The organism is Loktanella sp. PT4BL (genome assembly GCF_003201935.1).
Lineage (GTDB): Bacteria > Pseudomonadota > Alphaproteobacteria > Rhodobacterales > Rhodobacteraceae > Yoonia.
The window spans coordinates 18,648-30,088 of record NZ_QJJL01000013.1 but is presented as its reverse complement, the minus strand read 5'-3'; the positions used below and the strand labels follow the sequence as shown (position 1 = coordinate 30,088).

Genomic DNA, 11,441 nt, shown 5'->3' with positions numbered 1-11,441 from the left:
AGAACTCGCCTTCCTGCGAGCGGCGGTTCAGCACCAGATGCGCATGCGGGTGATCGCGGTCCTCATGCACCGCGATGATGTAGTCGAAATGCCCCTCGTCGGTCTGGAAGAACCGCTCGGCCACATCCGTCGCAATGTCGCGCACATCCTCCCCGCGCGTGCCGATGGGGAAGGACATGAGCATGTGTGTGGTCTGGCCCAGCTTGGGCTTGAAGCCCGCATCCCACCGTTTGGCAAAGCGCTCGGTCAGGTCCTTGATGTCACCCGCCTCGAGCTTCGCTTTGCCATCCAGGAACCCGCTACTGTCAACGATATGGGTGGACTTGGTCGTGAGGTAATCGAGCTGGTTTGCGAGCTGCGATTTCGTGTGCGTACCCCCGCCCCGGATCGCCTTGAAGACCGCTGGCCGATGCCCTGCTGCCGCGCGCGTCAGCTGGGTCTGCTTGGCCACGTGCAGCCCCTGCATCGAGCCCCGGACGCGGCTCCAGCCATCCCGGAAAACCTCGCCCGTGACGGCATGGACGGCATCATTCAGCCGCATGGGCAAACTCCCTCAGCGCGGCCGTGGCCTCGAGCTTCATCGCGTCGCGCCGACGCCGCAGGAGCAGATCGATCTCGTCAGCAGAATCCAGGATGAACCGCGCCAGCCCGCGCATCTGCGCAAGGCGCAATTCGGTGAACTCGGCACTCGTGCCGCCCACGGCCCCCTGCCCCATCCGGTTGGCCCGCGTCATCTGCTTGGCGATCTGCGCGACCCCATTGCCAACCTCGTGCAGAGAGGCGCGGTAGCGCGCCATCTCTGCTGCCATCTGCGCGTCCGGAACGAACACCCCACCCGCCGCCTGAATGAGCCGCCGCAACCCCTCGGCCCGGCTCTCGATCCCCGCCTTCGCCAACACCTCGTCGAGCGCCGCCAGCTCCGCAGCCGTGACCTTCACACTGACTGCTGAGACCGGGATCGCGGCATCGGCCTGGCGCTCGGCATCAGCTTTCAGGACGTAGCGCACGGCCCGCGATGTGACCTCGAAACGCTCAGCCAGCTCGGACGTCGACACACCCTCCGCGGCCTCGCGGACGATCTGCATCTTCTCGATCTCTGTCAGGCGTTTTGTTCGGGACATGCGGAAGAAAGACCCCCTATTTCCTGCCACCTTCCACCAAGGCTGTCCCTACATTACGATAATATACCTAGCTGTCAATTATATACTTACGTCGCATTCAGGCTCAGGCAGCCTTGGTGTCCGCTTCCCCCGCGGCCCGCAGGGACGCGGCTCTGCCGCCCTCACCACCGATTGCACCACCTGTCCTAGGGGTCCCGTCCGCCAGCCCCGCCCGAGGGTCTGGCCGAACACCCATGTGTTCGGACGGAACCGCGGGCGGGCGCAAACCCCTCCGACAGGGCGGACAGGCAGGGTCAAGGAGGGCCAGATTTGGCTTGCCAAATCTCTGCCGCAAAAACCGGGAGGCCTTGGCCGATAGGTTTTTGTGGATGGCCCCCTTGAGGCTGACTGGCCGGTCTGTCGCGGCCTGATCATTCCGGGCGGAGTGCGTCCGTTGAACGCGTAGGGACCGGCATCCCTGGAACAGGGATCGGGCCGCCCCAAGATCGTCCTGGGGCGGCCCATCCTCGTCAGAGGATTCAGTCCTGGGGATCTTTCGCGCTCGGTGGGAACATCACCAGCTCCGAGACCGCGACCGGGAAGTCGAGCTTGAGGCTGAAGAACTCCGAGCCATCCCCGTTGCGGGTGTTGCGGAACATCGCACCCACGCGCTGAAAACGGGTGCGCTCCTGGCCATCGGTATCGGTGAACTTGACGGGGACGGTGGCGACGTAGTGGTTGGTCATTTGGGTTACTCCTTGTTGCGATGGGGATTACCCGGCACGGGGGCAAGAGGCCCGGTCGCAAGCGCAAATGCGGAGGGTCCACGGCCAGCCGTGGAAGCCGTATTTGTGCTTGCCGGAGCGAAGCGCAGGGCACGATTGGGTCGACCCCGTGCGATCCACATCTATGAGCAAAAAGGAGTGATCCGGATGACCCCTGCCACCACCCCGCCGCCACCATCCGCGTCCGCGTCCCGCCGAGCCTGGCCGGGGTGCTGACGGAGCCCGCCCGCGTGGATGCGATGTTCCAAAACACCACCCGAGGGACGCGCAAGTCTTCAGCCTCAAGTGCGACGTCTCGACCCCTCGCGTCTTGCCCCGCTGACGATGTGCGTGAGGTGCGCACCATCCCCAGCCCGTACCGATGCGGATGGGCCGCGCGCTGACGGACCGGGTAGAGGGATAACGGTGCTGGCCGCCGCAGACTGCCGATCACGCATGACCAATCGCACGCGCCATGAGACATGACGAAAGGGCCGCGCCAAGCGCGACCCCCTCTCTTCACTCCTGCGACACCTTCTTCACCGGGTCAGCAACCCGCATGACCGTCAGACCTTTCGCTTCCGCCTTCTGCCCGAGGTTCAGCGCGACCCCGTTGCCACCGAAGAGCACAACCCCCGTCGCCGCGAACTTGTCGTCCAGCATTTCGTCGTTGCACTTGAACGGTGCCGCCCGCCCGTGCGCGGACCAGCGCGGATCGAAGCGCGCCTGTGCTATCCCGCGTGCCCGGGCCCACCGAGCCGCGATCATCTCCGCCCCGTGCTTGCCACCCTTGTGGCAGAGGAATATCTCCTGGTTGCGGTTCTGCTTGATCCGTTCGCGAACCTTGTCGAGCGTGTTGAAGATCACATCAACATCGGTCCAGTCGGTGGCGCCTGAGACGATCAGGGGCACCCCCTCGACTTTGGATTTCTCGGCAGTCTCACGGTCGTGCTGCTCCAGGAGCTGCCGTGCCTCGAAGACCGCCCCGGTCTCTTGCGCCCGGACGCTTGCGCGCGACCCGGCTGCCGGGATGAAGGCGTGGCCCGTCTCGATCTCGTAGCATTCCGCCGCTGCCTCGCTCATCACCTCGATGGCGCTGACAATCTCGCGCAGCTGCACAAAGCGCGCCTGCGCCTCTTCGAGCGCGGTCTCGGCGATCTCCGATCCGTCGTGGGATTTTGCCAGCGCACCGATCTTGTCGGCGGTGCGGTCGACCTCCTTGCCAAGCGCCACCTTTCGGCGCTGCAGGATCGTCGCGAGCCCATGGGCCAGCGGTTCAATCTCTGCTTCAAGCCCGGTCCCGCGCAGCTGACCGAGCAAAGCCTCGAAGCTCTCGCGGATGATGTGGTCGGTCAGGATGTGATCTTCCGGGATCGGCAGCTGCGCGTCCTTCTCGGTCAGCCCGAAAAGTTCGATCGTCTCGTAGGTGTTTGCGGTGTCGTAAGCCATGTCTGGTCTCCAGTGTTCGGTTCCTAGGCCACCACGTGAGTGTGGGGGCATGGCCGAATGCCTGGTTTCCGAATCTGCCCGGGTCAGGGACGGCGCAGCCGCCGGCTTGCCGGGCGCAAAAGTTTTCCGTGCACAACACCCGACACATGCGCGCCCTCACCCACGGGACCGCCCCGCGCAACGGGCACCGCGCTCGCCGAAAAGTTTTGCGATCCTTGACGCGGGCTGATTTGGGGGCCATCCGGAGGATATGCTTCCGCGCTCATGTGTGTGTGTTTTGACGGTAGGTTTGCCCGACCCGAGCAGGCAAACGGCCCGACCGGACGCGGGAGACGGATGGAGCGGCGGGATCGTGTTGGCCTCGGGCCAAAACAGACCAGAGCGCAATCCGGCGGAGCGGCCGGGGAGGGACGTGCTCGCGAGGCGGGCAAACCGGAATGCCGGGCGCAACGCCGCGGTGAGGCCGCATGGCCGAATGCGCGACGGACCGAAGGGCCGTTCTCCCCTGCGACACGCGAAGCCGAGCAAGGGAGGCCGAAAGGCTGTTGACGCATTTCTCGTGGTCGGCCTGACCTGCTTGCCAGAAGCGGCAAAATTCGGTAGTCTGTTGGAGTACCAAGGAGCCCGCAATGAGCGTTCAAAAGCAATCTGTCAGCTTCACCGACACCGCCTACACCTTCGCAAGGGAACTGGTCGAAGCTGGCGAGTACCCCAATATGAGCGCGGCTGTTTCGGGTGAATTGGCGAAGGCTAAGGCTGAACGTGACCGTGAGCGTACTTTGCTTGAGGCAGAACTGGAGCGCCGACTGTCCCTGCCACTCGACCAATGGGAACCCGTCGGCGAAGCCTCCGACGTCACTGCAGGCGCACGGGCCCATCTTGCTGCGATGGCCAAAAAGACCTGATGCGTTTTGTCAGGCATCCGTTCTTCGAACGGGACGTTATCGGTATCGTTGATCATATTGTCGAGGTGACCGACGGTGACGTTGCAGCCGCGAGCCGTCGCCTGGATGAAGTAGACGCGCTCTTAGAAGCGATTGCCTCAAATCCAAATTCAGGCGTCCGGCTGAACGGAAAACTGGATAGATGGCTCGTGCGCCACGGCGGCACCAGTCACCGACTGACCATCGTATTCAAACCGGACATGGATACTGAGGTCATCTATCTTGCACTCGCCGCCTTTGGAGGCAGAGATTGGATAAAGCTGGCGTCAGCAAGACGGGTATTCGCGGACTAATATTGGAGCCAACCTCAACATTAAAGTCAGAAACGGGACCTTCGCTGCGCTCGACTTGAATAGGAAACATGTAGGGCTTTTCGGGCTTTCGCTACGCCATTCAAGAAGGTCCGTTGCCCCCCTTCTTCAAGCTGGACTAAGCATCAAGCAACCCATCGATCACCGCGCATTCTGGGGCAGCATCACCGGTGCATCGCGCAACAGTGTCCGACAGGACGCGTTCGATACGCTGCAGATCGGCAATCTTGGCCTGAACGTCTGTCAGATGATCTTCAGCGATCAACTGCACATCGGCGCATGTCCGGGATCGGTCATCGACCAGCCCAAGCAGCCCGCGAACCTCTTCGAGAGAAAAGCCTAGATCGCGGGACCGCATGACGAATTTCAGCCGCTTGACGTGGGCATTGTCGTAGCTTCGGTAACCCTTCGTACTGCGCGGCGGGTCCGGCATGATCCCGATTTTCTCGTAGTAGCGAATGGTTTCCAGGTTGCAGCCCGTCGCTCGTGCCAAATCACCCCGCCGAATTGATCTCACGCTTGTGTTACTCATTTCGCAAAAAAAAACCCCTTGAGCCTGTATCAACTACAGACCTTAGAACGGTGGAAACATCTGTTCAAGGAAGATTCGATGGAACAAAATTTGGCGGAACTTCCGCAATCTCGGTCGCAGAAAATTGGCGACGAAACCACCAAGGGATGGGGCGTGACCGGCCTCGGCGTCCTCGGTGCGCTGGCGATGACTTCTTGCTGCATCCTTCCATTGGTGCTGGTCAGCTTTGGCGTGACAGGCGTGTTCATCGCGCAGCTCGGAGCGCTCTATGCCTACAAATGGTACACCTTCGCGCTGAGCGCCGCGTTTTTGGGATACGGCTTCTACAAGGCTTACAAGCCTGTAGATGCCGAGGCCTGTGCCGATGGCACCTGCGCCCGCCCCATCGACCGCCGCATCATGCGCGCAACCCTCTGGGCCGCTTCCGCGATTGTCGCTGTCGCCATGATCTTTCCCTACATCACCCCCTTCATCCTGAAATTCTGAACGAGGACCAAGACCATGAAGCATCTTCTACTATCCGCCCTGACCATCGCCGCACTTTCGACTCCGGCCCTCGCTGAAGAGCGCCAGGTCGAGATCGCCGTCAGCGAACTGACATGCCCGTCCTGTTCATTCATCGTCGCCAGCTCGATGCGCGGTGTTCCGTCGGTCGAGATCGCCGCATTCGAGGACGGCCCCGAATACGGACAGGGTGTTTACAGCGTGACCTACGATGACGCAGAGACTTCCATCGAAAGCATCATTGGCGCGGTGACAGCCAATGGCTATCCGGCGCAGGTGCTGCCCGACACAGCTTCCTGAGCCGCCTGCAATGCGTGACAATCTGATGGGTGGCCTGCTGGCCTTCGGAATAGCGGCTCCGGTCGTGGTCGTCTGCTGCGGCGGCGGAACTGCCGTGCTTGCAGCGTTGTTCAGCGGCGTTGGGGCTTGGCTCTCTGGAATGAGTGGCATTGCCATGCTGGTTTTGGCGGGTCTGACCTACCTGATCCTCCGCGCACTGCGTCGTTCACACATGAAACGGGCCTCCAGCACCGAACCATCACGAAGAAAGACGGCCCATTGACTGACACACCAGAAAATCCCGACCGACTGCTGAAATGGGGGCTTGGCGGTGCGCTGTTCGCCGCGCTCTGCTGCTTTACGCCGCTTCTGGTCGTCATCGTCGCTGGCGTCGGATTGTCGGCCCTAACGGGTTGGCTCGATTACGCCCTGTTCCCGCTGCTGTTTTTCAGCCTCGCCGTGGTGGCACAGGCCCTTTGGCTGCGCGCTGGCAAACCGGGACCGGCACCGAAACTTTGGGCCACCGGCCTCGCGGTGGCCCTGTCGATCCTGATCATTCTTCTCGAATTCAGGTTCGCAATACGGATCACAATCGGCGTTTTCGCCGCCACAGCACTCTACGCGGTTCTGCTGAACCGTGCGCAAAAGAAAGGAACGCTCTCATGATGATGGGATGTTGCACCGCCACCGGTATGTTCTTCGGTCTTCTCGGCATGCTCACACCGCTGATCGCAATCGGCGCGGTCATTTATCTGTTCGCTGCCAAATCGAACAACCCCGAGTATGGTGAGGCGCGCTGAGATGAAAGACCTGAACAAAAACGACGATGGACAGGGCGGCTATGACCTGATCGTCCTCGGGGCGGGATCGGCGGGGTTCTCCGCCGCAATTACCGGCGCGGATGCCGGAAAGCGCGTCGCTCTCGTGGGACATGGCACCATCGGCGGAACCTGCGTCAACGTGGGATGCGTGCCGTCCAAGGCGATGATCCGCGCGGCAGAGGCCGTGCACGGTGCGGGAGCTGCCAAACGGTTCCCCGGTCTATCAGGCCACGCGCAAGTCGATGACTGGCAGACGCTCGTTCAGTCCAAGGACGATCTGGTCGAGACCCTGCGCCAGAAGAAATACGCGAACCTTCTGCCGGAATATGAGGGTGTCGATTACATCGACGCCGGTCCCGCGCGGCTGATCGAAGGTGGCGTGACAGTCGGTGAGCGAACCCTGAAAGCACCGAGGACCATCATCGCCACGGGCGGGCGTCCCGTCCTGCCGACCATCGACGGCATCGAGGAAATCGGCGCGCTCGACAGCACCAGTCTTCTGGAGCTCGAAGTACTGCCGAAAAGCCTGATCTTCATCGGCGCGGGTTACATCGGCGCGGAACTGGCCCAGATGATGAGCCGCATGGGCGTGAAGGTCACGCTTGTCGCCCGTTCGCATCTGTTGCCCGGCGCGGAACCAGAGGTCTCGGAGGCATTGGCGGCGGCGTTCGAGGCCGAAGGCATCACCCTTCTGACCGGGTTAAGCTACGACACTGTGCGCCGCGACGACGCAGGCGTGACGCTACGCGTGATCGAGAACGGAAAGCCTGTCGAAGTGACAGCGGATCACCTCGTTTCGACCGCTGGCAGGCGGGCCAATACCGAAGATATGGGCCTGGACGCAATCGGCGTTGAAACAGACGCGCGTGGGTCCATCGTCGTCGGCGAGGACATGCAGACATCGGTGCGAGGCATCTATGCGGCGGGCGATGTGACCGACCGTGACCAGTTTGTCTATATGGCGGCCTACGGTGCAAAGCTCGCCGCCAAAAACGCGGTTCTCGGCGAAGACCATCGCTACGACAACGCCGCGATGCCCTGGGTGGTGTTTTCCGACCCTCAAGTCGCGGGCGTCGGTCTCGGTGAAGCCCAGGCTCGGGACGCGGGCTTCGACGTAAAGACGTCCATCGTGCCGCTCGATCAGGTGCCGCGCGCGCTGGCCGCACGCGACACGCGCGGATTGATCAAGCTGGTGGCGGACAGAAAGTCCGACCGGCTGCTTGGTGGCCAGATCATCGCGCCCGAGGGGTCCGATACGATCCAGACCCTCGTTATGGCGCTGAAGTTCGGCATGACCACCAAGGCACTTGGCGAGACGGTCTTCCCCTATCTGACAACGGTAGAAGGGTTGAAGCTGGCGGCGCAAACCTTCGATATGGACGTGGCAAAGTTGAGCTGCTGCGCCGGATGAAGATCAGGACAAGGACCGGAGAATGAGCGAAGACTACGACCTGATCGTCATCGGGGCTGGCATGGCAGGCGTGGCCGCGGCGAACAAGTGTGGCGCAGCAGGATGGCGTGTGGCCATTGTCGATGCGCTGCCCTACGGCGGCACCTGCGCATTGCGCGGCTGCGATCCAAAGAAAATCCTGCGGCGCGGTGCGGAAATCATGGACGCGGCACGGCTCATGCAGGGCAAGGGGATCGATCCCGGTGATCTGTCGATCAACTGGGCCGATCTGATGGCACACAAGCGTGGCTTCACCGATCCCGTGCCGGACAAGATGGAAAAGGGCCTGTCGGGCAACGGCGTCGAAACCCTGCATGGAGCTGCCCGCTTCACGGGAGACAACACGCTGGAGGTCGATGGAACGGCATATCAGTCGGAACGGTTCCTCGTGGCCGCCGGTGCCATGCCCAGGCCGCTGAGCTTCACAGGGGCCGATCTCGTGACCGACAGCACGGATTTCCTCAACCTGGAGGCCCTTCCCAAACGGGTTCTTTTTATCGGCGGCGGCTTCGTGTCCTTCGAGTTTGCGCATATCGCCGCACGGGCCGGAGCCAACCCGATCATCGTGGATCGTGGCGCCCGGCCCTTACGCGGCTTCGATCCCGATCTGGTCGAAATGCTGATCGAGCGCGGCGCCGGTATCGGCGTGGACCTGATGCGCGAGACCGAAATCGTGTCGGTCTCGGAAGCCAGCGGAGCATTAAGTGTTGAAGTGAAGTCAGGCGATGAAACCCGAACAATCGAAACCGATCTGGTCGTGCATGGCGCGGGCCGGGTTGCAGCCCTGGCCGATCTGAATCTTGAGGCGGCCGGTGTTGACTACAGCGACAAGGGCATCGTTGTAGCCCCCCATCTGCAAAGCACGACAAGCAGCGCGGTCTATGCCGCCGGAGATTCCGCCGACACCGATGGTATGCCGCTGACGCCGGTCGCGGTGATCGAAGGGAAGGTCGCAGCCTCCAACATGCTCAAGGACGCGCAGACCGTACCGGACTATGCCGGTATTCCGACAGCCGTCTTCACCGTTCCGGAAGTGGCGCGTGTCGGCATGTTGGAAAGTGAGGCAAGGGACGCCGGGCATGACGTAGATGTCCGGTTCACCGACACGAGCGGTTGGTACTCGAACTACAGGATCGGCGAGACCTCCGCCGCCGCGAAGATCCTCGTGGACAGGTCGAACGGCAAGATCCTCGGCGCGCACCTGTTCGGCCCGGAATACGGCGAACTGATCAATTTCTTCGGGCTGGCAATCAAGCTGGGCCTGGCGGCCAAGCAGCTTAAGTCGATGACGGCGGCCTATCCAAGTGTTGGATCGGATTTGGGGTCGCTCCTTTGAATTTGAAAATTTTTCGCAATAGACCCGATTCTCCTCGGAACATATGTCTGGCCCGATGAAGACGGTTCTTATCTACTTCGCCGCTGCGCTGGCCGAAATTGCCGGATGCTTTGCTTTCTGGGCGTGGTTCCGGCTGGACAAGAGCGTGTTTTGGTTGGCACCGGGCATGCTGTCCCTTGCCGCTTTCGCCTGGCTACTGGCGCTCAGCCCCGCCGATCAAGCGGGCCGCGCCTATGCAGTCTACGGTGGCGTTTACATCGTATCGTCCCTGCTGTGGCTATGGGGTGTGGAAGGGCATCGCCCGGATCAATGGGATGTTGTTGGAGCCGTCATTTGCCTTGTCGGTGCGGGTATTATTCTCTGGGCACCGCGCAGTATTTGAGAGGCAGCCGCAGACGGGGTGAAGTACTGAATCTTTCGATTAGATCGCCTTTTGGTTCACGCGTTCCGACAACTCGGCGCTGCTTTCCTTCCGCATCGCGGCTGCGATCAAGCAGATTTTCTACCGCCCTCAAAAGCAGCGATACATCCTTTACGCAGCATCGGTCAAAGTGGGCTCTTCGGTTGCATTAGCTGCCGGCGAGACGAACGTCTGCAATGTAGGCCGGGTTCATTCAACCACACCAGCACAGCAAAAGGGGAACCGTGGTCCCACGGCTCCCCTTTCGGTTCAGGTCGTCTCCCCCTCGCGCGCCGATTAGGCGACCAGTGACAGCCCCGCGCCCGCGTCCTGCGGCTGCTCACCGCTGTCGATGAACGGGATGATCGAGAAGGTCTGCCCGCCGCGCTGTTCTTCGTTCTGCACGGCGTTGACGCGCAGGTCGCCATCGGGCGTGTTGATCAGCAGCGACAGGTAGTCATTGCCGGTGCGGCTGCTTTTGGCCATCCAGGCCGAACCGACGCGGATCGGTGTGCCCCGGGGCGAGCTGACCTCGATCCGGTAGTCGGGGTGGGTCTCCTCGGATTTGTAGCTGTTCTCGATCAGCATGAACTCCAGATCGAACATCATGTTGGCGATGTAGCCCGTGAAGGCGTTGTCGGCGTCCATGGCAGTCAGCTCGCCCGAGATCGAGCCGGATTTCATCAGGCCGTTCGAGACCAGCGGGATGATCTCAAACTCGCCGCTCTGGGCCGCACGCGCCTCTTTCGTCTGCACCGCGTTGACCCGGAACGGGCCCAAGCCGACATCGATCTGCATCGAGATGTAGGGGTTGCCGCTGGTGTTGCCAGTCTCGTTCCAGGCCGTGCCGATGCGCACCTTGCGGCCTGATTTGTTCACCGCCGTCACGTCAAAATCCGGGCTGCGCGCAGACATTTTCGGGCGGGTTTCAAGCTGGATGGCGATGTCAAAGCGCGTCGAGTGGATCATGCCGGTGTACTGAGCGGCTGCGGTCTCGACATTGCGGGTGAGGGTTCCTGCGAACATGGGATGTTTCCTTTTGGATTGGCCGGTGCCTGACGTCCTTGCCAGCGCATCCGGGATTGCTTTTTCGACCCCTCCTGGGATCACAAACCAGAAAGCTCGCTTTCCTTTCAGCCCCGCCCATGGGTCAGAGCTGCCGTCCAAGTGGGAATGCCCCCGCGCCTCCGGGTGCTACGCCCCTCCCCTGCCCGTCTGGTCTTGATTGGCTGCCCGGATTTTCAACGCTGTCCTCCGAGCGCGCGATGAAAAACTCCGCCTCTTTGCCGTTCAACCGTTGCCCTTCCCGGTCGGTCAGGCCGATGCAGCTGCCGTTCGGCAGATAGGTGATGAGGTACTGCCCGAGCCGGTCCTTGTGGACAACGTAGCCGGTATTGGCCCAGTGCACGGTCTGGCCGGCATCGACGGCGGCCTTGATTTCATCGCGTGTCATACGATCCTCCTCAAAAAGAATGGTGGGGAAACAATGCAAGAAGCCCGGTCGTCCAACCGGGCTTCCGTGCGCCATTCATTTGGCAAAAGGCCGGGTTC

General features: G+C 61.8%; 17 protein-coding genes. 10 read left to right on the top strand and 7 right to left on the bottom strand.

The features are described 5' to 3' along the window. The 4 genes from C7964_RS18635 to C7964_RS18615 all read right to left on the bottom strand — a co-directional run. Positions 1–541 (bottom strand): relaxase/mobilization nuclease domain-containing protein (locus C7964_RS18635; protein WP_181417247.1); only part of this gene is annotated, 541 nt, incomplete at its 3' end. Then, positions 528–1,121, bottom strand: coding sequence for a transposase (locus C7964_RS18630; RefSeq protein ID WP_110281076.1), 594 nt, complete (start codon positions 1,119–1,121; stop codon positions 528–530). The genes C7964_RS18635 and C7964_RS18630, both read right to left, overlap by 14 nt. A gap of 518 nt (positions 1,122–1,639) precedes the next feature. Next, complete coding sequence (locus tag C7964_RS18625) at positions 1,640–1,846, bottom strand: hypothetical protein (protein ID WP_007120662.1); 207 nt, start codon at positions 1,844–1,846, stop codon at positions 1,640–1,642. A 537-nt stretch (positions 1,847–2,383) separates the two neighbouring features. Then, positions 2,384–3,313, bottom strand: a complete 930-nt coding sequence (locus C7964_RS18615) for a DUF2493 domain-containing protein (protein ID WP_110281075.1) — start codon at positions 3,311–3,313, stop codon at positions 2,384–2,386. 629 nt (positions 3,314–3,942) lie between these two features. Between C7964_RS18615 and C7964_RS18605 the strand changes: the two genes are divergently transcribed. Together C7964_RS18605 and C7964_RS18600 are read left to right on the top strand one after the other, a co-directional pair. After that, the gene (locus tag C7964_RS18605) at positions 3,943–4,218 is read left to right on the top strand and encodes a hypothetical protein (RefSeq protein ID WP_110281073.1); all 276 of its coding nucleotides are present in this window, start codon (positions 3,943–3,945) and stop codon (positions 4,216–4,218) included. Beyond that, complete coding sequence (locus tag C7964_RS18600) at positions 4,218–4,550, top strand: type II toxin-antitoxin system RelE/ParE family toxin (protein WP_110281072.1); 333 nt, start codon at positions 4,218–4,220, stop codon at positions 4,548–4,550. Before C7964_RS18605 ends, C7964_RS18600 begins: the two co-directional genes overlap by 1 nt. Before the next feature lie 136 nt (positions 4,551–4,686). On the opposite strand, the gene C7964_RS18595 is transcribed toward C7964_RS18600, so the two are convergent. Beyond that, on the bottom strand, positions 4,687–5,100 hold the full coding sequence (locus C7964_RS18595; protein ID WP_181417246.1) for a MerR family transcriptional regulator: 414 nt from the start codon (positions 5,098–5,100) through the stop codon (positions 4,687–4,689). Between the two features lie 78 nt (positions 5,101–5,178). On the opposite strand from C7964_RS18595, the gene C7964_RS18590 reads away from it, so the two are divergent. Genes C7964_RS18590 through C7964_RS18560 form a run of 8 tightly spaced genes read left to right on the top strand, consistent with a single transcriptional unit; the run spans position 5,179 to position 9,872 of the window. Next, positions 5,179–5,586, top strand: coding sequence for a mercuric transporter MerT family protein (locus C7964_RS18590; protein WP_235183693.1), 408 nt, complete (start codon positions 5,179–5,181; stop codon positions 5,584–5,586). A 15-nt stretch (positions 5,587–5,601) separates the two neighbouring features. After that, positions 5,602–5,904, top strand: a complete 303-nt coding sequence (locus tag C7964_RS18585; protein ID WP_055688104.1) for a heavy-metal-associated domain-containing protein — start codon at positions 5,602–5,604, stop codon at positions 5,902–5,904. 10 nt (positions 5,905–5,914) lie between these two features. Continuing rightward, on the top strand, positions 5,915–6,166 hold the full coding sequence (locus C7964_RS18580; RefSeq protein WP_055688105.1) for a hypothetical protein: 252 nt from the start codon (positions 5,915–5,917) through the stop codon (positions 6,164–6,166). After that, positions 6,163–6,549: a mercury resistance system transport protein MerF gene (merF, locus tag C7964_RS18575; protein WP_055688106.1), complete on the top strand. Its 387-nt coding sequence runs from the start codon at positions 6,163–6,165 to the stop codon at positions 6,547–6,549. The genes C7964_RS18580 and merF overlap by 4 nt, the downstream gene beginning before the upstream one ends. Then, positions 6,546–6,683: a hypothetical protein gene (locus C7964_RS20065; RefSeq protein WP_153218051.1), complete on the top strand. Its 138-nt coding sequence runs from the start codon at positions 6,546–6,548 to the stop codon at positions 6,681–6,683. Before merF ends, C7964_RS20065 begins: the two co-directional genes overlap by 4 nt. A gap of 1 nt (position 6,684) precedes the next feature. Continuing rightward, complete coding sequence (merA, locus tag C7964_RS18570; protein WP_276155378.1) at positions 6,685–8,115, top strand: mercury(II) reductase; 1,431 nt, start codon at positions 6,685–6,687, stop codon at positions 8,113–8,115. Positions 8,116–8,137: 22 nt separating this feature from the next. Beyond that, a complete protein-coding gene (locus C7964_RS18565; RefSeq protein ID WP_110281069.1) occupies positions 8,138–9,490 on the top strand; it encodes a dihydrolipoyl dehydrogenase family protein in 1,353 nt (450 codons plus the stop codon). A gap of 55 nt (positions 9,491–9,545) precedes the next feature. Next, a complete protein-coding gene (locus tag C7964_RS18560; RefSeq protein ID WP_040546036.1) occupies positions 9,546–9,872 on the top strand; it encodes a YnfA family protein in 327 nt (108 codons plus the stop codon). Positions 9,873–10,187: 315 nt separating this feature from the next. Here the strand turns inward: C7964_RS18560 and C7964_RS18555 are convergent, their stop codons facing one another. Continuing rightward, complete coding sequence (locus tag C7964_RS18555) at positions 10,188–10,916, bottom strand: DUF736 family protein (RefSeq protein WP_092839067.1); 729 nt, start codon at positions 10,914–10,916, stop codon at positions 10,188–10,190. A 124-nt stretch (positions 10,917–11,040) separates the two neighbouring features. Next, a complete protein-coding gene (locus tag C7964_RS18550; protein WP_055688052.1) occupies positions 11,041–11,343 on the bottom strand; it encodes a hypothetical protein in 303 nt (100 codons plus the stop codon). Positions 11,344–11,441: the final 98 nt, after the last annotated feature.